A 19,309-nucleotide genomic window follows, 5' to 3' on the forward strand; every position below is an offset into this window, starting at 1 on the left:
GGCAACCCCGGGGCACAGGTCTTTGTCGCCGGGGCGCGTATCCGGCTATGGTCCGGGGTACGGATCAAGGAGAGCTGGCATGACCCGACCGACACCCCTGGACGCGGAACGGACCTACCATCGCTGCCCGCCGGAGCAGCTCGAGTTCGACACCACCGAAGAGCTGGAAGAACTGGAACTCCCCTGCGGCCAGGACCGGCTGCTGCGCGCGCTGGAATTCGGTGCGGGCATGCGCAGCGCGGGTTTCAACCTGTTCGTGCTCGGCCCCGAGGGCAGCGACCGGCACGACCTGGTGCGCCGTTTTCTCGCCCGCCGCGCGGCCAGCGAGGCGGTCCCGCCGGACTGGTGCCATGTCTTTAATTTCGACCGGCCGGAACGCCCCCACGCGATTCGCCTGCCGGCCGGCGAAGGACGTCAACTGCGCGATGATCTCGAGAACCTGGTCGAGGAGATGCGCACCAGCATCCCTGCCGCCTTCGAGAGCGACGAATACCAGGGGCGGCTGCGGGAACTGCAGGAGGAGATGTCCGAACGCCAGAACGAGGGCGTCCGCGAGGTCCAGGAAGAGGCCAACAAGCACGACATCGAGCTGGTCAGCACCCCCAGCGGCTTCACCTTCGCACCCGTGCGTGACGGCGAGGTCCTGGACCCCGAGGAATACGAAAAGCTGCCAGAGGAAGAACGCGAGCGCATCGAGCAGAAGGCCGAGGAGCTGCAGAAACAGCTGCAGCAGGCCATCCAGCAGGTGCCCCGCCTGCGCAAGGAACTGCGGGAGAAGGTCCACTCGCTGAACGAGGAGATGGTGCAGCTGACCCTCGGCGATCCGATTCACGATCTGAAGGAGAAGTGGGCGCACCTGCCACGCGTGGCGGAACAGCTCGACGCCATCCACGGCCACGTGGTGGAACACGCGGAGATCTTCCGCGGCGGCCACGACGAACACGGCGGGCAGGATGAGCAGAGCGGGCAGGATCACGCGCCCCCGGAAGCGATGCTGGCCCGCTTTCGCGCCAACCTGCTGGTGGACCATGCGGAAACCGAAGGGGCGCCGGTGATCTACGAGGATCTGCCCAATCACCAGCATCTGACCGGCCAGATTGAACACCACGTGCACAACGGCGCGCTGTACACCGACTTCTCGCTGATCCGCGCCGGTGCGCTGCACCATGCCAGCGGCGGCTACCTGATCCTCGACGCCCGGCGAGTGCTGATGCAGCCAATGGCGTGGGACAGCCTGAAGCGCGTGCTGTTCTCCGGCGAGATCCGCATCGAATCACTGGAGCGGCTCTACGGCCTGGTCAGCACGGTCAGCCTGGAACCCGAGCCGGTCCCGGTATCGCCCAAGGTGGTGCTGGTGGGCGACCGCCTGCTGTACTACCTGCTGTCGCATTACGACCCGGACTTCGCCGAGCTGTTCAAGGTCGAGGCCGACTTCGAGGACGACCTCGAGCGCGACGAGGCCGGTTACGCCCTGTACGCGCGCATGCTCGCCAGCATGGCGCGGCGCGACGAGCTGCGCCCGCTGGACCGCGGCGCCGTGGCCCGCACCATCGAACACGCCAGCCGTCTGGCCGGGGATCAGACGAAACTCACCGCTCACGACCGCACCCTGCGCGACCTGCTGATGGAGGCCGACCACTGGGCGCGTCAGGCAGAGGCCGAAACCATCGGCGCCGCCCACATCGAACGCGCGATCGAGGAACGCATCGAGCGTTCGGCACGCGTGCAGCGGCGCAGCCTGGAACAGATCCGCCGCGGCACGGTGATGATCGCCACGGAAGGCACGCAGACGGCCCAGGTCAACGGGCTGTCCGTGATGCAGCTGGGCAGCCACCTGTTCGGACGCCCGATGCGCATCACCGCGACCGCGCGGCCGGGCAAGGGCCAGGTCATCGACATCGAGCGCGAGGCCAGACTGGCCGGGCCGATCCACAGCAAGAGCGTGATGATCCTTTCACGCTTTCTCGCCAGCCGTTACACCGGGGATGCGGAGCTGTCGCTGTCGGCCAGCCTCGCCTTCGAACAGTCCTACGGCGGGATCGAGGGCGATTCCGCCTCGGTGGCCGAGATCTGTGCCCTGCTGTCGGCCATCGCACGGATCCCGCTGAAGCAGGCGCTGGCGGTGACCGGCTCGGTCAACCAGCACGGCGAAGTCCAGGCCGTCGGCGGGGTCAACGAAAAGATCGAGGGGTTCTTCGATGTCTGTCGGGAAGCGGGCGAGATGAACGGCCACGGCGTGCTCATCCCCGCCAGCAACGTCGAGCACCTGATGCTGCGGCGCGACGTGCGCGAAGCCGTGGCCGCCGGCCACTTCCGCGTGTACCCGCTACGCACGGTAGACGACGCCATTGGCCTGCTCACCGAGATGTCCCCCGGGGAAGCGGACGCCGATGGCGAGTTCCCGGCGGAGAGCTTCAACCGTGCGGTCGCCGACCGGCTGGCGACCTTCGCCCGCCTTGCGCGGCATCGCCGGCACGACGACGCGGGCGCCGAGGACGCCGGACCCGTTCCTCGGGCCGAGGACGATGACTGACCCCGCGGGCACCCAGCCGCTCCCGTCGGCGGAGGCCGGGCGCATCCTGGTCCTGCTCGACGCCTCGCACGCCAGCCAGGCCGCGCTCGAGGCCGCGGCGACCCTGGCCGCCACGCTGCAGGGCGAGCTGCAGGCGATCTTTGTCGAGGAGGCCGATCTGCTGCGCAGCGCCGCCTACCCCTTCACCCGCGAGATCGGTTCGCTCTCCGGGCAGCCGCGGCCACTGGAAACCGGGCTGCTGGAAACCCGCCTGCGGCGCCGCGCCGCCCACCTCCGCCGTGCGGCCGAACAGGCCGCCGCGCGTGCAAGGATCCACTGCTCGCTCGAGGTCCGCCGCGGATCGGTGCGCCGCGAGGTGCTTGCGCTGACCACCCCGGGTGATTTCCTCGTGCTGGGCAAGATCGGATGGTCGGCCGCGACCGGCAGCCGCCTGGGCTCCACCGCGCGCAGCCTGGTCCATGAAGCCCCGGGACGGGTCCACCTCACCGGAACCCGGCCGACACGCCCCGACAGCCCGGTCCTGGTGGTGGTCGATGCCCCGGAGACCGCGCACGAAGCGCTCGTCTTCGCCCGCGCCCGGGCCCGCCAGCAAAGGCGCCCCCTGACCGTGCTGCTCGTCCCGCTGGACGACCCCGACGCCGCGCGGGAGCGGGACCGGGCCCTGAGCGAATGGGTGGCGACCGACGACCCTCCGGTGCGGGTTCGCTCGCTGCGCTCGAGCGCTCCCCGCGAGCTGCTCCGCACACTGGAACGTCAGCCGGCGGCCGAAGTGGTGCTCGGCCGCCGCAGCCCGCTGCTGGCCGGCCCGCAGGGCGACGCCCTGCTCGGCGCCCTCGAGCCCCCGGTCACCATCACCCCCTAAGGGAAACACTGATCCATGTACACGCTCGCGTTGGTGCCCCGGGTTTTCCGAGACAAGGCGCGTCGTGCAGTGGGTAGTGGTTCTACCCGCAAGCGGCGCAACGCCGGATCGGGGAACCCGGGGCCCAACCCCGTAGGGGCTCGGCCGCTTTTGCGCGCGCACGGCGTTGCGGCTTCCTTGTGCAGAATGACTGCACGGCGGTCGCCGCGCCTTGTTCGCACGCAAAAGCGACTCAAGCGCGAGCGTGTACATGGATCAGTGTTTCCCTTAGGGCTGCGTCAGGCACCGGGAATGCCGCCAACGGGGCGCCCGCGTGCTACCCTTCGCGGCCGTTTCACCAGCGATACCGGAAGGCCATGAAATACTTTCGCGCGATCAGCGTGATCGAGGGTATCTCCCTGATCACGCTGCTGTTTGTCGCCATGCCGCTGCGCACCTACGCGGACATGCACATGGCGGTCACCTGGGTCGGCTGGATCCATGGCATCCTGTTCCTGATCTATGCGGCCGCCACCGTGGTGGCCAGCCACATGCGCGGCTGGTCGGTTCTGAAGTGGCTGCTGGTGCTGATCATGGGCGTGGTGCCCTTCGGGTTCCTGTACGTGGACTGGATGATCCGGCGCGAGCTGACGCGCGAGCTGCAGCACGCCTGACCGTCCGCGCGCGAGCGGAGGTGAGCGTGGACAACACCATCGAAGTGGAAGGCCTGGTCCGGGATTTCGCCGGCACCCGCGCGGTGGACGAGGTCAGCCTGCAGGTCCCCGCCGGCCATGTACTCGGGCTGCTGGGCCCGAACGGCGCCGGCAAGACCACCACGGTGCGCATGCTGGCGACCCTGCTCTCGCCCACCGCCGGTCGCGCGCGGGTCGGCGGCCTCGATGTCGTCGACGAGGCGGCGCGGGTGCGCGAGATCATCGGCCTGACCGGCCAGTACGCATCGGTGGACGAGAAGCTGACCGGGCGCGAGAACCTGATCCTGATCGCCCGCCTGCTGGGCATGAAACGCGCCGCGGCCCGGGCCCGCGCCGACGAGCTGCTGGCCGACTTCTCCCTGCGGGACGCCGGGCACCGCCCGGTGCAGACCTATTCCGGCGGCATGCGCCGGCGGCTGGATCTGGCGGCCAGCCTGGTCGGCCGCCCGCGCATCCTGTTCCTCGACGAACCTTCCACCGGACTGGACCCGCGTGCCCGCCGCGACCTGTGGGCGCGGGTACGCCGGCTGCAGGACGCGGGCACCACGGTGCTGCTGACCACCCAGTACCTCGAGGAGGCCGATGCACTGGCCGATTCCATCGTGGTGCTGGATCAGGGCCGCGTAATCGCCGAGGGCACGGCCGCGGAGCTGAAGGCCCGGGTCGGCACGCGCACGCTGTTCCTGCGCCTGGCGCGGGCGGACCAGGCGGATGCGGCCGCCCGCCAGGTGGCCGCCCTCACCGGCAGCGACCCGCATGTGGAAGGCGAGACCCTCAGCGCACCGGTGGCCGAGGCCTCGCTGCTGCCGGCGGTGCTGCGCGAACTGGATGCCACCGGGATCGAGGTCGCGGAGCTGGGCCTGCGCAGCGCCAGCCTGGACGACGTGTTCCTTACACTCACCGGGCAGACCGGCAGCACCGACGCGCCGGCCGATGCCGCCGGGGACAGCGGGGAGGATGCCGCATGAATGCCCTCGACCAGACCCTCGCGCTGGCCTGGCGCAGCCTGGTGCAGGTGCGCCGCAATCCGTGGGAGCTGGGGGATTACTCCATCCAGCCGATCCTGTTCCTGGTGCTGTTCCTGTTCGTGTTCGGCGGGGCCATCGCCGGCTCGCCGGATGACTACCTCGCCTTCGTACTGCCGGGCGTGATCGTGATGAACATGCTGTTCGTCACGGTGTATGTGGGCCACGGCCTCAACACCGACCTGACCCGCGGGGTGTTCGACCGCTTCCGCGCCCTGCCCATCCCGCGCTGGGCGCCGCTGGCCGGCCGCATCCTCGCGGACGTAGTGAAGCAGGTGCTGTGCATCGCCCTGCTGCTGATCGTGGGCTACCTGCTGGGCTTCCGCCTGGCCACCTCCTTCGGCCATCTGCTCGTCATGGTGCTGCTGGTGCTCACCTTCGCGGTGGCGTTCTCCTGGGTGATGGTGCTGGTCGGCGTGCTCGCGCGCGACCCGGAACACGTGCAGCTGTTCGGCTTCACCGCGCTGTTCCCGGTCACCTTCGTCAGCTCGGCGTTTGTCCCGGTGGAGACCATGCCCGAGTGGCTGCAGGGCTTCGTCCAGGCCAACCCGGTATCGCTCCTGACCGAGGCCGCGCGCGGGCTGATGAACGACGACGGAGCGGTCGCGGCCCCGGCGCTGGCATCGCTGGCCTGGGCGGCGGGGATCGCGGCGGTGTTCGCGCCGTTATCCGTATGGGTGCTCAACCGCCGGCTGGCGCGCGGCTGAAGAAAAGATGCCTCCACCGTAGCGACCTCGGCAAAAACCGGTGTTAAGGTAGGGCTTCATCGGCGGGTCCGGGAGTCCGGCGAAGGAGCACCGATTGATACAGCTCAGGACGAGTTCCGACTCGAGGACAGAAAACCTTGAGGTCATGTTGCGGGATCTCGAGGCCGACCCGTCGATTGGCGGCATCCTGCTGATGGTCGCCCACGGCCATTCCCGGCCCGAACCCGCGGCCTGGACCGAATTACTGGGGACGCGGCAATGCCCCGTTTTCGGCGGCGAGTTCCCCGGCCTGGTGACACACGACGGTGTCATGGAGAGCGGCGCGATCGCCGTGGGGCTTCCCCGGTTCTCCCGGGTCGCCCGCATCGATGCGCTGTCGCAGCCCGAATGCGACCCGCCCGAAGCGCTCGAAAGGGCCTTCCCGGATCCACCGGGCCACGGCCTGCTGTTCGTCTTCGTCGACGGACTGGCGGCCGGCATTGATCGCCTGGTCAATGCACTGTACGACCATTTCGGGCTGGAAACCGGCTATATCGGTGGCGGTTGCGGCAATGCTCGCTTACAGCCCGGCCCGGTGGTACTGGATTCCGAAGGGCTGCACGCCGACAGTGCAGTGGTAGCCTGGCTGGATCTGCCTGCCGGCATCGGCGTGGCCCACGGCTGGGAGCCGATATCCGCCCCCCTCAAGGTGACATCCGCCAGCAGCAACACCATACACGGCCTTGACTGGAAACCGGCCGCTTCCGTATGGGGCCGGATTGTGCAGGAACACGGCGGAGAGGCCCCCACACCGGCCTCGTTCACCCGCCTCGCGCCCGCCTACCCCTTCGGCATCGGCCGCATTGGCGGCGAGCTGGTGGTGCGCGACCCGATTCAGCTCGAAGGAAATGCACTGGTCTGTGTCGGCGAGGTGCCGGAGGGGGCGTTCGTGCGGGTCCTGACCGGCAATCGCCACACGCTTCTCAACGCAGCCCGCAAGGCACGGGAACGCAGCCGGGAAGGCGCGGAAGAATTCACTCCGACCATCCGCCTGACCATGGACTGCATATCGCGGGCCCATTTTCTCGGACGGGCTTACGACCAGGAGGTCGCAACCCTCTGCGAGGAGGACACCCTGCCGCTGGCGGGCGCGCTTTCGCTGGGCGAGATCGCGAACTGTGGCGAGGAATCACTCGAGTTCTACAACAAGACCGTAACGGCAGGCCTGCTGTGAGCCACAACCGTCTGTACGAATTTGAAGTGCTGCACGAAATCGCGATGGCGATCGGCGTCAGCCTCGATCGTGACGGGATGCTCGGGCACTGCTTGCCCCTGTTCCTGCGCCGTCTCCGCTGCACCTCGGTCACCGTCCTCGCCGACGGGCCACGAATCGTGATGTCGGCCCCCCGCAGCGTGGACATCCGGTCGCTGCTGCCGCAGCTGGACGAAGCCCTGAGTTCGGACGATCCGCTGCCGGTCCCGGCTCTGCTCCGGAATGACCGCCATTATTATCTGTGGCGCCTGGAGGGCTTCGGTGCTCTCGTCCTGGGGCGTGCCCGACCCTTCAGCCAGGATCTGGTGCAGGAGATCGCCCAGCTGGCCAAACGCCTCGCCGTTGCCCTGCATGCCTGCGAGGAGCATGCCCGATTGAACGATCTGGTCCGCGAGACCACGTGGCAGGCCCACCACGATGACCTGACCGGTCTGCATGGCCGACGCTTCTTCCTTGAGCGGCTGGACACGCTCGGCTCCACCGCCCCGGATGCCGAGAAGGGGTTTCACGCCCTGATCTATCTGGACCTCGACCAGTTCAAGATCGTCAACGACACCGCCGGGCACATGGCCGGCGACCAGCTGCTGCAGGAACTCGGCGCCCGCCTGCGGTCCGCGGGTTGCGAGGCGGATACCATCGCCCGGCTGGGCGGTGACGAATTCGGCATCCTGCTCGCCGGCACAACCGAGGACGGCGCCCGGGGCGCCGCCGACGCACTGATCCGGGTCGTCCGCACCTACCGCTTCGAATGGCAGGAGCGTCAGTTCCGCATCGGCGCCAGCGCCGGCATCGCACTGTTCGACGGCAGCGAGAATGACGTGCGCGACATCCTGGCCGCAGCGGATACCGCCTGCTACATGGCCAAGGAACGGGGGGGCGGCCGGGTACAGACCTACACCACCCACGACGGCGAGCTGTCCCGCCGTCACGACGAGATGCACTGGGCCGCGCACCTCAGCGGCGTGATCGAACGCGGCGGCTTTGCCCTGTACGCCCAGCGCATCCAGAGTCTGGAGGACGATCCGGCAGGGCGCATTGAGGTTCTGGTGCGCATGCAGGACAGGCCCGACGAGGAACCTGTCCTGCCGGGGCAGTTCATCCCCGCCGCGGAACGCTTCGGCCTGATGGGTGCCATCGACCGCTGGGTGGTCACCCGCACCCTTGCACTGCGCGACGAGCCGGAACGCAGCGGCCATCGTGTCGCATGGAACATCAACCTTTCCGGGGCCTCGCTCAGCGATCCCGGATTCCTGCGCTTCGTGACCGGGAAGATCCGCGACCACGTACCAGAACCGGGAACGATCTGCTTCGAGATCACCGAGACGGCGGTGGTGGACAATCTGGAGGCCGTGTCCGCATTCATCCACGAGCTGCGGGGGCTGGGCTGCGAGTTCGCGCTGGACGACTTCGGCAGCGGCCTGTCGTCCTTCGCCTACCTGCAACAACTGCCGGTGGATTATCTGAAAATCGATGGCCGGTTCGTCCGGGACATTGCATCCAGCCCCTCCGATCGAGCGATCGTGGAGTCCATCCATCATATCGGCGGAACCCTGGGACTGCGCACCATCGCCGAATACGTCGAGGACACCACCGCCATGGAGATCCTGCGGGAGGTGGGCATCGAATTCGGCCAGGGCTTCCACATCCATCAACCCGAACCGCTGGAACATCTGCTGTCCAGCGGGGAGGACGACACCGGCGCACCGGACATTGCCCCGATGCCCGGTGCCGTCCACCGGGTTCAGTAGACGGGTACCAGCGCGTAGCCCTGGTTCTGGTAGCCCATCACCGCGATGAATCCGCTGCGAACCGGCTTGATCGGCTCCAGGATGGTGTCGTTGTCCACGCCGTAGGCGCGGGTGGCGGCCGAGCAGACTTCCATCTGCACGCCCAGCTCATCCAGCCGGTCCACTGCCTTCGCGATCTCCTCCAGGGTCTCCGCGTGGTCGATGTCCACCTCCGGCTCCGGATCGGTAGTGATGAACTTGACCGCCTCGGCGATGAACACCATGCGCAGGTCGGGCTCCACGCCCTCCTTGAGCAGGTTCTCGTGGTTGGTGGCAATGCCGCGCAGGTACGCCAGCATTACGTCCGGATCGGACTTGCGCATGTCGTAGACCGCCCGCATGGTCTCGATCCCCTGCGTGGCCTCACGGTTGTCCAGGCCCTCGTCGTCGGCGACCGCCGGCACGGCCAGGCCAAGCGGCAGGACGCAGGCGAAAAAGATGCTCAGTATCGTTTTTCTCATGTAGTTTCCTCCTCCTGGTGGTTTTCCGGTTCTCTTCCCGGGGTCAGTAGATCGGGATCACCGCATAGCCCTGCGCCTGATACCCGGTCAGCGACACGAAAGTATTGCGCACCGGCTCGATGCCGGGGAGCAGCTCGCCGTGATCCACGCCGAACAGGCGCGTGGCCACCGAACAGGCCTCCATCCGCACGCCCTTCTCGCGCAGCGCGGCGATGTGTTCCTCGATCGCGTCCAGATGCTCGAACTGCGTCAGTTCGAACCGCTCGCGGTCCTCGCTGACCATGGTCACCGCCAGCCCGCGGAAGGCGAGGATCATGTCCGGCTCCACGCCCTGGTCGGTGAAGTCCTCGTGGGTCTCGCGGATCACCGTCAGGTAAAGCGCCAGCCCCTCGGGGTCGCTGTTGTTGAGATCGAACACCACGCGCCCGGTTTCGACGCCCTCCAGCGCCTTCGCGTCGGTGGGTTCAGCGCCGGCTTCGGCGGCGGACACCGCCAGCATTGGCCAGGCGGCCAGCGCCAGCAGCAACGGCAGTACGGCCATTCTTTTCATCATCATGCGTTCTCCCGAGTGGTGTTGCGAGGCGGATCCATCGCAATCGCCCGCCATGCCGCCTCCTGCATGTCGGGCAAAAAGTCGGACAGGGGCCGGTCCAGCACGCCATCGAGGTACAGGTGCAGCAGGCGGATGGCTCCACCGAAGGCCACGGTGGCCGCCACCGGCACCTCCATCGGCCGCAGCTCGCCGGCCGCCATGCCCTGCTCGATGCATTCGCGCATGCGCTGGAACGGCTGCGACGAACACACCGGCGGTTCATCCGGCAGGAACTCCCGGTGCCGCGACTCCAGCACGAAGCGCATGGTCTGCGGGGCCTGTGCGGTGGTCTCGAACAGAAAGGCGATGATCCCGTCGCAGCGCGTGCGGCAGTCCTGACTCTCCTCCATCACCTGCTGCAGCCCGGCGTCCATGCGCTGCAGCAGGTCGTCGTACAGCGCCTTGGCCAGGGCCTCCTTGTTGCCGAAGTGGTGATAGATCGAACCAATCGACACCCCGGCCTGGCGGCGGATGTCGTGGATGGAGGTATTGAAATAGCCGTCGGTGCTGAAGCGCTCCAGCGCAGTGTCCAGAACCAGCTTGCGCAGGGTCTCCCCGCGTACGACCTTTCCGGGACTGGCAGTCATCGACGCCTCACTAAAACGAACGTTCGTTCTAATCTACACCCGCAATGCGTCGGGGGAAAGACTCGACCCGGCTCAGCCGGTGGTGAACCGCTCCGGCGGCGGCTGCGGGATCGGAACGTCCTCGACCTGCAGATCGTCCACCCGGGCCTGGCGCGGGCCCTCCTGCAGCCACGTCCCGAGCCGGTCGAGGGCCTCGGGCGAGCCCACCGCCAGCACCTCCACGCTGCCGTCGGGGAGATTGCGGGCATGGCCGGTCAGGCCCAACGGGCGCGCCTGTTTCTGCGTGGAGGCGCGGAAAAACACGCCCTGCACCCGGCCGCTGACACGCCAGCGGCGGGCCCGGTTATCATTGGCCTCAGTCATGAATCCTTCACCTCCGGAGTCCGTGCATGTCCGAATCGCCACGCCCTACGCTGTACCACAACCCGCGCTGCAGCAAGTCCCGCGCCGCGCTGGCCCTGCTGCGTGAACGCGACATCGAGCCGGAGATCGTCGAATACCTGAAGACCCCGCCGGACGCGGACACCCTGCGCACGATCCTCGAGCGTCTGGAAGTGCGCCCGCGCGAGCTGCTGCGCACCGGCGAGGCCGAATACCGCGAACTGGGCCTGAAGGACGCCGAGCTGGACGACGAGGCGCTGATCCGGACCATGGTCGAACACCCGAAACTGATCGAGCGCCCGATCCTGGTCCACGGTGACGCCGCACGCATCGGCCGGCCGCCCGAACAGATCCTGGAGATCCTGCCGTGAGCGCCGCCGTGGAAGTCCTGGTGCTGTACTACAGCCGCTACGGCGCCACTGCCGAACTGGCGCGCCACGTGGCCACCGGCGTGGAGCAGTCCGGGGCCACCGCCCGGGTACGCACGGTCCCGCCGGTGACCACCGGCACCCCCGGCGACACCCCGGCGGTGCCCGACAGCGGCCCGCCCTGGGCCGAGACCCGCGATCTGGAAGAATGCGCCGGGCTGGTGCTGGGCTCGCCGACCCGCTTCGGCAACATGGCCGCGCCGCTCAAGCACTTCCTCGATGGCACCAGCGGGCTGTGGGCCAGCGGCGGCCTGGTGGACCGCCCGTTCGGGGTGTTCACCAGCACCGCCACCCAGCACGGCGGTCAGGAGACCACCCTGCTGACCATGGCCCTGCCGCTGATCCATCAGGGCATGCTGTGGGCCGGCGTGCCGTACACCGTGCCGGAACTCTCCACGACCACCACCGGCGGCACGCCCTACGGCGCCAGCCACGTGGCCGGGGAACGCGGCGAGGCGCCGGTCTCGCGCGAGGAGCAGCGCATCGCCAGCGCGCTGGGCGAGCGCGTGGGGCGGCTGGCGCAGCGGCTTCAGGCCGCAGAGGGCCAGGGAGGCGGCAAGGCATGAACCTCGTGGCCCTGTTCCGCTGGATGGCCCTGATCGGCTGGTTCGGCCTGTTCGCCACCCTGCTGGCGTTCACCGGCTGGCTGCAGCCGCCGGAGGCCCTGCCGCGCGCCCTCGCCCTGGCGATCCTGCTGGTGCCGCTGCTGTTCCCGCTGCGCGGGATCCTGCATGCGCGCCGCTACACCCATGCCTGGGCCAGCCTGCTGGCGCTGGCCTACATCACCCTCGGGATCACACTGGCGTCGGTCGCCAGCGACCGTCTCTACGGTGCGCTGGTCACGGGCTTCAGCCTGGCCTGGTTTGCCGGCTGCCTGCTGTTCGTGAAGCTGGACGCGCGCCGCGCCCGCGCGGCTCAGTCGGCGGCCGAACGCGCCAGCTGATCGCGCACGAAGGGGATGGTCAGGCGGCGCTGTTCGGCCAGCGCCGCCAGGTCCAGGCGTTCCAGCAGGGCCAGCAGCGCGGCAACATCCCGCCGCTGGTGGCGCAGCACATAGGCGGCCACCGCATCCGGCATCTCCAGGCCGCGCCGCCGGGCGCGGTCCACCAGGATGCGCCGTAGATCCTCCTCCTCCGGGGGCTCCAGGCGGAATACCGGCCCCCAGCCCAGGCGGGAGCTCAGATCCGGCAGGGTCGCGCCCATGTCGTCCGGCGGCTCCGGCGCCGCCAGCAGCACCCGGCAGCCAGCATCGCGCAGACGGTTGAGCAGGCCGAACAGCGCCTCGTCCCAGGCCGGCGAACCGACCACCGCCGCAAGGTCATCCAGCGCCACCAGCCCTGCACGCTCCAGCCCGTCCAGCACCGCCGCGGGGGGCGCCGTGGCCAGTTCCGCCAGCGGCAGGTAGGCGGCCCGGTCGCCGCGTTCATGCGCCACGTGGCAGGCGGCCTGCAGCAGATGGGTCTTGCCGGTCGCGCCCGGCCCGTGCAGATAGACCTGCGGCTGACTCAGCCCGGCGTTGCGCCCCAGGCTCTCGACGGTGTCGCGCGCGATCCGATTGGCCTCGGCGTGGTATTCCACAAAGCGCGATGCATCGCGCAGCCGCAGGTCCAGCGGGAGCTGGGCCACGTCGGTGTCGACGCTGGCAGGATCTCGGGTCACGGGTCGGCATCCCCTCCGGGGGCGGGCTGATTGAGCGCGCGATAATGCGCCAGCGCGTGGCGCACCGCAACGGCCAGCACCGCCGCCACCGGCAGGGCCAGCAGCACCCCCACGAACCCGAACAGCTGCCCCCCGGCCAGCACGGCGAAGATCACTGCCACCGGGTGCAGCCCGGTGCGGTCCCCCACCAGCCACGGGGTCAGCCAGACCGATTCGAGGACCTGCGCCACCGCGAAGATCGCCCAGACCACCAGCAGCAGGAGCCAGCCATCCCCGGCAAACAGCACCGCGGCACTGGCCAGGCTGATGCCCACGATCACGCCCACGTACGGGATGAAACTCACCACGCCCGCGATCACGCCGATGGCCAGCCCCAGCTCCACGCCCGCCAGCGACAGGGCCACCGCATAGAACAGGCCCAGCGAAACCATCACCAGCAGCTGCCCGCGCAGGAACGCACCCAGCACTTCGTCGGATTCGCGCGCGAAAGTCTCCACCGACGGGCGCCAGGCCAGCGGCAGCAGGTCGTGCAGGCCGTCGATCAGGCGCGGCCAGTCGCGCAGCAGATAGAAGCTCACCACCGGGATCAGCACCAGGTTGAGCACGCCCATCACCAGCGCGGTGGTGGAACTGCCGATCCAGTGCAGCGCGCCGCCGGCCAGGCCGCCCGCCTCCTGCCAGTGGCGCGCCACCATGTCCTGCACCGCCTGCGGATCCAGCGCCGGGATGCCGTCGCCGACATGCCGCTCCAGCCATGGCCGTGCCTGCTGGTCGAACCAGGCCATGATCTCCGGCAGGAACAGGAACAGGCGCTCCAGCTGGGCGGCCACCAGCGGGATCAGGACCAGCACCACCGCCGCCAGCAGCAGCATCACCAGCAGGGAGATGACCAGCGTGGCCACCGTGCGCGAGGTATTCAAACGCACCCCCAGGCGGGTCACCAGCGGGTTGAACAGGTAACCCACCAGCAGGGCGACCAGAAATGGCATGAGAATGGGCGCCAGCAGATACAGCGCGCCGGCCACGACCAGCAGCCCCAGCAGGGCGGCCACGGTGGCGGCGGATACGTTCCCCGGGGCCGGGCCACCGGGGGGCAGGGTTTCTGTGGCGCTCATCGGATCTTCCCCCGGATCAACGCACACCCAGCCACAGTGCAGCGTCGGGGAGTCCGGCCTCTTCCCGTTCCTCCTCCCCGGCCGCAGGGAAACCCGCCTCCTGCAGCACTTCGCCCAGGGCCTCGGCATCCAGACCGGTGCGCAACCGCAAGGTCAGGGCGGCCCTGCCCAGCGAGTCCAGCTGCACGCGTTCGATGGCCTCCATGCCGTCCAGCCGGGCACGCAGCTGGCGAAAACCGTCGAAACCCGCCACCCCGGTAAAGCCCACCGTGATCCACTCGGGTTCGTCCGGCACCCGCGCCAGGTCAGCGCCCATCCGGTCCAGCGCGGCGGCGATCGCCTGACGCGCGGCCGCCGGGGCATCCGCGCCGGTGGCCTCGGCACGGTATTCGCGGTCCCGGTGCACCAGCAGGGCCCGCGCGCGGGTCTCGCCTTCCGCCGGTCGCAGGTGCAGCAGGATCAGGCCGTCCGGGCCGTAGCGCCCGGCCGCCTCGAACAGCGGCTCGGTCACGCGTCCGACGATGTCGCTGATGCGCGCCTCGCGCCGGTCCTGCAGATCCCCCAGCGGGAACAGCAGCGGCATGTCCCGCTCGCCGGCCAGGGTCTCCAGTGCGGCCAGCACGCCGGAGTCCTCCCCGACGGACGCGGTGCCCAGCAGGTCACGTCGGCCGCCGGCCTCCTCCACCGCCCACACCAGCAGGGACGGACGCGAGCCGACAAGCATCGGAACGGCGGCGTCGCGCAGCGACCGGCGCAGGGCAGTCCGGTCGAACTCCAGGCGATAGCCGCCCGCCTCGCGCGCCTGCTGGCGCTCCAGCGCCGCCGGCAGTTCGTCATCGTCCGGGGCCTCGCGCAGCTCGTCGGCGAGCGCCCGCACCGCGTCGGAATCCAGCCCCGCCACCCGCACCAGCGCCGCGTGAAGCCCTTCCGCCAGCGCCGCTTCGCGCTCTTCCGCATCGCTCTGAACGACCAGCGTCCCCGCCCCCGCGGCCTGTGGAAGCAAAGCGATCAGCCACAGGGACAGGAACAGGACGACGGCGGAGATGGAACGCGACACGGCAGACATGGGACTCACGGGCAGCAGGCAGGCAACACGCCGCTCAACATAGCACAGCGCCCGCCGCCGGCGCGCCGCCCGCGCTTTGCACGCCCCGGCACGGGCGGCTAACATGCCCGGGTTCAATGCGCGCCTGCCCACGGGCAGCGTCGCGGCCCGCCAGAAGGCCCTTTTCCGGGAACGTTGCCCATGTCCGAATCCTCTTCCGGTCTGACCTATCGCGAGGCCGGCGTCGACATCGCCGCCGGGTCGGAACTCGTCGAACGCATCAAGCCGCACGCGCAGCGCACCCTGCGCCCCGAGGTCCTGGCCGGCCTGGGCGGTTTCGGCGCGCTGTTCGAACTGCCCGTCGATCGCTACCGCCAGCCGGTGCTGGTATCCGGCACCGACGGGGTCGGCACCAAGCTGCGGCTCGCCCAGCAGACCGATCGTCACGACTCGATCGGGATCGATCTGGTGGCGATGTGCGTCAACGACATCATCGTGCAGCGCGCCGAGCCGCTGTTCTTTCTCGACTATTACGCCACCGGCCACCTCGACATCGACATCGCCGGCGATGTCATCACCGGCATCGCCGAGGGCTGCGAACAGGCCGGCTGCGCGCTGATCGGCGGCGAGACCGCCGAGATGCCCGGCATGTACCAGGGCGAGGACTACGACGTCGCCGGCTTCGCGGTCGGCATCGCGGAGAAGGATCAGCTGCTGGACGGCAGCCAGGTGGCCGCGGGCGACGTGATCCTGGGGCTGGCGTCCAGCGGTCCGCATTCCAACGGCTACTCGCTGATCCGGCGGGTGCTGGAACACGTGCAGGCGGACCTCGACGCGCCGCTGCCGGGCGGCGACGGCGAGACCCTGGGCGCGGCCCTGATGGCGCCCACCCGCATCTATGCCCGGCCGCTGCTGGAACTGATGGCGCGGCATCCGGTGCATGCGGCGGCCCACATCACCGGCGGTGGCCTGACCGAGAACCTGCCGCGCGTGCTGCTCTCGGAGACCCTGCATGCGCGCATCGACACCAACGCCTGGCAGTGGCCGGCGGTGTTCCGCTGGCTGCAGCAGCAGGGCGGCATCGCCGACGAGGAGATGCTGCTGACCTTCAACTGCGGCATCGGCATGACGCTGATCCTGCCGGAAGCGCACGTGGATGCGGCCACCACCGAACTGGCGGCCGCCGGCATTCCCGCCTGGCCGATCGGCGTGGTGGCCGAGTGCGCGGAACACGAACCCGGCGTGGTGTACACCGCGGGATGACAGGCATGACCCCGCAACGGCTGGTCGTGCTGATCTCCGGGCGCGGCAGCAACCTCAAGGCCCTGATCGACGCCTGTGAACGCGGCGAGATCAACGGCCAGGTGGTCGGCGTGATCAGCAACCGCCCCGACGCCGGCGGACTCGAGTTCGCGCGCGCCCGAGGCATCCCGGAACAGGTCCTCAACCACCGCGACTACGCCGGGCGCGAACCGTTCGACGCGGCCCTGGCCGGGGCCATCGAGGCGTTCGAGCCGGACCTGGTGCTGCTGGCCGGGTTCATGCGCATCCTGACCCCGGGATTCGTGGAACGCTTTACCGGACGGTTGCTGAACATTCACCCGTCGCTGTTGCCGAAATACCGCGGGCTGGACACCCATGCCCGCGCCCTGGCCGACGGCGAGACCGAACACGGCGCCAGCGTGCACTTCGTCACGCCGGAACTGGACGGGGGACCGGTTATCATGCAGGCACGGGTCCCGGTTCTGGCCGACGACACCGAAGCCTCCCTGAGTGCCCGCGCGCAGCAGGCCGAGCACCGCCTCTACCCCGCAGCAGCCGGGCTGGTGTGTTCAGGGCGGATTCAGTGGTCGGAACCCACGATCCGGTACGATGGCGCCCCGCTGGAGGCGCCCCTGCAGCTCGATCACGAGGTGACTTCCCATGCCCCAGGTGAATCGTCCTGACGCCGCCCGACGGCGTTTCACGGCGCGGTTGCTGACCGGTCTCGTCCTGGCGCTGGCCGCGATCCTCGCAACGGCGTTCCCGACCGCCGCCCCTGCCACCGACAGCAACGCGGACCCGGCGGACGCGTCGCGGATTCCGCCGTTCACGGCCAGCTTCGAAGCCACGGCCATGGCCAGCACGCTGAATGCCTCCATGAGCCTCAACCACGAAGACCTCCGCACGCGCATGGCGATGGATGCCCACGTGACCGGATTCCTGCGCGTACTCGGGCGTTTCGAACTCAGCCGCGAATCGCTGCTGAACACCAATGGTTCCGGCCTGCACCTGATCTCGTCGCGCTCCCACCAGGTCACCCCGCGTGAGGAACGTAAAGTCGAAACCCGCCTGGACCACGAGGAACAGCAGGCCATCGGCCACATCGACAGCGAGCGGTTCACGCTCGACGTGCCCGAAGGCACCCTCGACTTCCTTGGCTCGCTCTACATGATGATGCAGCAGCTGGAAACCGGCGAACTGGGCGTCACCGGCGACACCGTCCGCATCCGCACCCTGGAGCGCGACCGCCTGCGCGAATACGAATTCCGCCGCGACGGCGAGGAAACCGTGGACTCCGGCATCGGCTCGCTGGACACCGTGCGCGTGGTCCGCCGCAGCGACAACGGCGATGTCGAACTCGCCGCCTGGTTCGCCCCGGACCTGAACCACATCCCCGTGCGCTTCGACTACGAAGCCGGCGGGCGCGTGTTCGAACTCGAACTCACCGCGCTGGAATGGCACGAACCCATCATCGACCTGACCGAAGATCCCAATCCGTGAGCACATCCATGAGCGAAACCTTCGACCTGGCCATCATCGGCAGCGGCCCCGGCGGTTATCGCGCCGCCGTCCTCGGCGCCCTGCGCGGACTCTCCGTCGTCATCATCGAGAAGGACACCTGGGGCGGCTGCTGCCTCAACCGCGGCTGCGTGCCCAAGAAGGACTGGTACCACACCGCGCGCACCGTGGCCGCCCAGCGCCACTTCGAGGGCCGCGGCATCCGGGGCTCGCTGAGCGCGGAGATGGACCCGGCCTGGGACCATCAGAAGGAGGTCGTGACCTCGGTGCGCGACTCCTACCTGGAGTACATGAAGCACCTGAAGATCCAGTACCGCGAGGGCACCGCGCGCTTTCGCGACGCCACCACCCTGGAGGTCACCGGCGCCGACGGCAGCGAGACCCTGGAAGCGAAGCACACCATCATCGCCACCGGCGCCACGGCCACCGTGCCCGCACCGTTCGAGGCCGTCCCCGGGCGGGTGATCACCACCGACATGCTGTTCGACGAGCGTCCGCCGCTAGGGCACCGGGTCGCCATCATCGGCTCCGGCGTGGTGGCCACCGAATTCGCCTTCATCTTCTCCCAGCTGGGCAAGGAAGTGACCTGGCTGACCCGCTCGAAACCCCTGAACGGCCAGAAGTTCAGCCCCCAGGCCCTGTCGACGCTGAAGGACAAGCTGGGTGAGAACGGCGTCGAGCCGATCCGGGTGAAGGGCTACGAGAGCGTGGAGACCACCGATAACGGCGTCGTCATCACCGATCAGGACGGCGGGCGCCACGAGGTCGACTGGGTCCTGCTCGGTACTGGCCGCACGCCGCATACCGCGGACCTGAACCTGGAGGCCGTCGGCGTGCAGACCGACGCGCGCGGCTTCGTGCAGCGACGCGCCACCCTGCAGACCGACGTCGACCACATCTATGCCATCGGCGACGTCGCCAGCGAATGGCAGACCGCCAACCACGCGCTGGCCGATGCCACCATCGCGGTGGAGAACATCCAGACCGGCAACACCCGCGAGCAGGACGAGCGCTACGTGCCGATCGCCATCTATTCGGCGGTGGAGATGGCGCGTCTGGGCATGGACGAGGACGATGCCGAGGACGAGGAACTGGAACCCGCGGTCGGTTTCGCCGCGTTCGAGACCTCGCCACGCGCCCTGGGGCAGGACGAGCCCGAGGGCTTTGTTCGCCTGATCGGCGACATGGACACCGGCGGCCTGCTGGGCGGGGAGGTCATCGGCGGTGACGCCGGCGAGCTGATCCACATCCTGTCGCTGGCCCCCGATCGCGACACCGCGCTCAACTGGATCGCGAAGGGCCAGTGGAACCACCCGGCCCGCGCCGAGGAGTTCCTCAACGCCACCGAGACCCTGGCCTCCAAGTGGGGCCTGAAGGCCGAGATCTTCGATCTCTGACCCCC

Annotated in this window: 21 protein-coding genes; 14 read left to right on the forward strand and 7 right to left on the reverse strand. The window is 69.1% G+C overall.

Going from position 1 to position 19,309, the window contains the following annotated elements:
* Positions 1 to 79 precede the first annotated feature (79 nt).
* The 7 genes from B1A74_RS06010 (at position 80) to B1A74_RS06045 (ending at position 8,819) form a co-directional block, all read left to right on the forward strand.
* Positions 80 to 2,533 carry a Lon protease family protein gene (locus B1A74_RS06010; RefSeq protein ID WP_077244078.1) on the forward strand — a complete coding sequence of 818 codons (2,454 nt, stop codon included), beginning with the start codon at positions 80 to 82 and terminating at the stop codon, positions 2,531 to 2,533.
* The gene (locus B1A74_RS06015) at positions 2,526 to 3,395 is read left to right on the forward strand and encodes a universal stress protein (RefSeq protein ID WP_018946497.1); all 870 of its coding nucleotides are present in this window, start codon (positions 2,526 to 2,528) and stop codon (positions 3,393 to 3,395) included. The genes B1A74_RS06010 and B1A74_RS06015 overlap by 8 nt, the downstream gene beginning before the upstream one ends.
* Before the next feature lie 356 nt (positions 3,396 to 3,751).
* Complete coding sequence (locus B1A74_RS06025) at positions 3,752 to 4,048, forward strand: DUF3817 domain-containing protein (protein ID WP_018946498.1); 297 nt, start codon at positions 3,752 to 3,754, stop codon at positions 4,046 to 4,048.
* Positions 4,049 to 4,074: 26 nt separating this feature from the next.
* A complete protein-coding gene (locus B1A74_RS06030; protein WP_077244079.1) occupies positions 4,075 to 5,055 on the forward strand; it encodes an ATP-binding cassette domain-containing protein in 981 nt (326 codons plus the stop codon).
* Complete coding sequence (locus tag B1A74_RS06035) at positions 5,052 to 5,819, forward strand: ABC transporter permease (protein WP_024328509.1); 768 nt, start codon at positions 5,052 to 5,054, stop codon at positions 5,817 to 5,819. The genes B1A74_RS06030 and B1A74_RS06035 overlap by 4 nt, the downstream gene beginning before the upstream one ends.
* 145 nt (positions 5,820 to 5,964) lie before the next feature.
* Complete coding sequence (locus B1A74_RS06040) at positions 5,965 to 7,032, forward strand: FIST signal transduction protein (protein WP_077244080.1); 1,068 nt, start codon at positions 5,965 to 5,967, stop codon at positions 7,030 to 7,032.
* Positions 7,029 to 8,819 (forward strand): putative bifunctional diguanylate cyclase/phosphodiesterase, encoded by a 1,791-nt coding sequence (locus tag B1A74_RS06045; RefSeq protein ID WP_077244081.1) that lies wholly within the window; start codon positions 7,029 to 7,031, stop codon positions 8,817 to 8,819. Before B1A74_RS06040 ends, B1A74_RS06045 begins: the two co-directional genes overlap by 4 nt.
* Here B1A74_RS06045 and B1A74_RS06050 read toward each other — a convergent pair.
* The 4 genes from B1A74_RS06050 to B1A74_RS06065 form a co-directional block, all read right to left on the reverse strand.
* Positions 8,813 to 9,319 (reverse strand): DsrE family protein, encoded by a 507-nt coding sequence (locus B1A74_RS06050; RefSeq protein WP_018870105.1) that lies wholly within the window; start codon positions 9,317 to 9,319, stop codon positions 8,813 to 8,815. The genes B1A74_RS06045 and B1A74_RS06050 overlap by 7 nt on opposite strands.
* A 43-nt stretch (positions 9,320 to 9,362) precedes the next feature.
* Positions 9,363 to 9,869 (reverse strand): DsrE family protein, encoded by a 507-nt coding sequence (locus B1A74_RS06055; RefSeq protein WP_026288918.1) that lies wholly within the window; start codon positions 9,867 to 9,869, stop codon positions 9,363 to 9,365.
* A gap of 2 nt (positions 9,870 to 9,871) precedes the next feature.
* On the reverse strand, positions 9,872 to 10,498 hold the full coding sequence (locus B1A74_RS06060) for a TetR/AcrR family transcriptional regulator (RefSeq protein WP_018946503.1): 627 nt from the start codon (positions 10,496 to 10,498) through the stop codon (positions 9,872 to 9,874).
* A 72-nt stretch (positions 10,499 to 10,570) separates the two neighbouring features.
* Entirely contained in the window at positions 10,571 to 10,861 is a 291-nt protein-coding gene (locus B1A74_RS06065) for an acylphosphatase (RefSeq protein ID WP_018946504.1), read from the reverse strand.
* Positions 10,862 to 10,887: 26 nt separating this feature from the next.
* On the opposite strand from B1A74_RS06065, the gene arsC reads away from it, so the two are divergent.
* Genes arsC through B1A74_RS06080 form a run of 3 tightly spaced genes read left to right on the forward strand, consistent with a single transcriptional unit; the run spans position 10,888 to position 12,250 of the window.
* On the forward strand, positions 10,888 to 11,250 hold the full coding sequence (arsC, locus tag B1A74_RS06070; protein WP_018946505.1) for an arsenate reductase (glutaredoxin): 363 nt from the start codon (positions 10,888 to 10,890) through the stop codon (positions 11,248 to 11,250).
* Positions 11,247 to 11,873, forward strand: coding sequence for an NAD(P)H:quinone oxidoreductase (gene wrbA, locus B1A74_RS06075; protein ID WP_018946506.1), 627 nt, complete (start codon positions 11,247 to 11,249; stop codon positions 11,871 to 11,873). The genes arsC and wrbA overlap by 4 nt, the downstream gene beginning before the upstream one ends.
* On the forward strand, positions 11,870 to 12,250 hold the full coding sequence (locus tag B1A74_RS06080) for a DUF2069 domain-containing protein (RefSeq protein WP_077244082.1): 381 nt from the start codon (positions 11,870 to 11,872) through the stop codon (positions 12,248 to 12,250). Before wrbA ends, B1A74_RS06080 begins: the two co-directional genes overlap by 4 nt.
* On the opposite strand, the gene hda is transcribed toward B1A74_RS06080, so the two are convergent.
* From hda to B1A74_RS06095, 3 genes are read right to left on the reverse strand one after another with little or no spacing between them, the layout of a single operon-like run.
* Positions 12,223 to 12,966 (reverse strand): DnaA regulatory inactivator Hda, encoded by a 744-nt coding sequence (hda, locus tag B1A74_RS06085; protein WP_077244083.1) that lies wholly within the window; start codon positions 12,964 to 12,966, stop codon positions 12,223 to 12,225. The two genes, B1A74_RS06080 and hda, sit on opposite strands and share 28 nt — an antisense overlap.
* The gene (locus B1A74_RS06090) at positions 12,963 to 14,081 is read right to left on the reverse strand and encodes an AI-2E family transporter (protein WP_077244084.1); all 1,119 of its coding nucleotides are present in this window, start codon (positions 14,079 to 14,081) and stop codon (positions 12,963 to 12,965) included. Before B1A74_RS06090 ends, hda begins: the two co-directional genes overlap by 4 nt.
* A 16-nt stretch (positions 14,082 to 14,097) precedes the next feature.
* Positions 14,098 to 15,147, reverse strand: coding sequence for a DUF2066 domain-containing protein (locus B1A74_RS06095; RefSeq protein WP_077244085.1), 1,050 nt, complete (start codon positions 15,145 to 15,147; stop codon positions 14,098 to 14,100).
* A 180-nt stretch (positions 15,148 to 15,327) separates the two neighbouring features.
* Here B1A74_RS06095 and purM point away from each other — a divergent pair, with 180 nt between their 5' ends.
* From purM to B1A74_RS06115, 4 genes are read left to right on the forward strand one after another with little or no spacing between them, the layout of a single operon-like run.
* A complete protein-coding gene (purM, locus tag B1A74_RS06100) occupies positions 15,328 to 16,389 on the forward strand; it encodes a phosphoribosylformylglycinamidine cyclo-ligase (protein WP_018946510.1) in 1,062 nt (353 codons plus the stop codon).
* 5 nt (positions 16,390 to 16,394) lie between these two features.
* On the forward strand, positions 16,395 to 17,072 hold the full coding sequence (gene purN / locus B1A74_RS06105; protein WP_077244086.1) for a phosphoribosylglycinamide formyltransferase: 678 nt from the start codon (positions 16,395 to 16,397) through the stop codon (positions 17,070 to 17,072).
* Entirely contained in the window at positions 17,050 to 17,889 is an 840-nt protein-coding gene (locus B1A74_RS06110) for a DUF3108 domain-containing protein (RefSeq protein ID WP_167769401.1), read from the forward strand. Before purN ends, B1A74_RS06110 begins: the two co-directional genes overlap by 23 nt.
* 8 nt (positions 17,890 to 17,897) lie before the next feature.
* Entirely contained in the window at positions 17,898 to 19,304 is a 1,407-nt protein-coding gene (locus B1A74_RS06115; protein WP_077244088.1) for a dihydrolipoyl dehydrogenase family protein, read from the forward strand.
* Positions 19,305 to 19,309 lie beyond the last annotated feature (5 nt).

Origin of the sequence: Thioalkalivibrio halophilus, from assembly GCF_001995255.1 — a bacterium.
Taxonomy (GTDB): domain Bacteria; phylum Pseudomonadota; class Gammaproteobacteria; order Ectothiorhodospirales; family Ectothiorhodospiraceae; genus Thioalkalivibrio; species Thioalkalivibrio halophilus.

Coding starts and splice junctions, on each gene's coding strand:
- B1A74_RS06055 (WP_026288918.1), bottom strand. CDS start 9,869: ATGAAAAGAATGGCCGTACTGCCGTTGCTGCTGGCGCTGGCCGCCTGG.
- B1A74_RS06065 (WP_018946504.1), bottom strand. CDS start 10,861: ATGACTGAGGCCAATGATAACCGGGCCCGCCGCTGGCGTGTCAGCGGC.
- purM (WP_018946510.1), top strand. CDS start 15,328: ATGTCCGAATCCTCTTCCGGTCTGACCTATCGCGAGGCCGGCGTCGAC.
- B1A74_RS06025 (WP_018946498.1), top strand. CDS start 3,752: ATGAAATACTTTCGCGCGATCAGCGTGATCGAGGGTATCTCCCTGATC.
- B1A74_RS06015 (WP_018946497.1), top strand. CDS start 2,526: ATGACTGACCCCGCGGGCACCCAGCCGCTCCCGTCGGCGGAGGCCGGG.
- purN (WP_077244086.1), top strand. CDS start 16,395: ATGACCCCGCAACGGCTGGTCGTGCTGATCTCCGGGCGCGGCAGCAAC.
- B1A74_RS06080 (WP_077244082.1), top strand. CDS start 11,870: ATGAACCTCGTGGCCCTGTTCCGCTGGATGGCCCTGATCGGCTGGTTC.
- B1A74_RS06060 (WP_018946503.1), bottom strand. CDS start 10,498: ATGACTGCCAGTCCCGGAAAGGTCGTACGCGGGGAGACCCTGCGCAAG.
- B1A74_RS06090 (WP_077244084.1), bottom strand. CDS start 14,081: ATGAGCGCCACAGAAACCCTGCCCCCCGGTGGCCCGGCCCCGGGGAAC.
- B1A74_RS06040 (WP_077244080.1), top strand. CDS start 5,965: ATGTTGCGGGATCTCGAGGCCGACCCGTCGATTGGCGGCATCCTGCTG.
- B1A74_RS06115 (WP_077244088.1), top strand. CDS start 17,898: ATGAGCGAAACCTTCGACCTGGCCATCATCGGCAGCGGCCCCGGCGGT.
- B1A74_RS06110 (WP_167769401.1), top strand. CDS start 17,050: ATGCCCCAGGTGAATCGTCCTGACGCCGCCCGACGGCGTTTCACGGCG.
- arsC (WP_018946505.1), top strand. CDS start 10,888: ATGTCCGAATCGCCACGCCCTACGCTGTACCACAACCCGCGCTGCAGC.
- B1A74_RS06095 (WP_077244085.1), bottom strand. CDS start 15,147: ATGTCTGCCGTGTCGCGTTCCATCTCCGCCGTCGTCCTGTTCCTGTCC.
- B1A74_RS06035 (WP_024328509.1), top strand. CDS start 5,052: ATGAATGCCCTCGACCAGACCCTCGCGCTGGCCTGGCGCAGCCTGGTG.
- B1A74_RS06050 (WP_018870105.1), bottom strand. CDS start 9,319: ATGAGAAAAACGATACTGAGCATCTTTTTCGCCTGCGTCCTGCCGCTT.
- B1A74_RS06010 (WP_077244078.1), top strand. CDS start 80: ATGACCCGACCGACACCCCTGGACGCGGAACGGACCTACCATCGCTGC.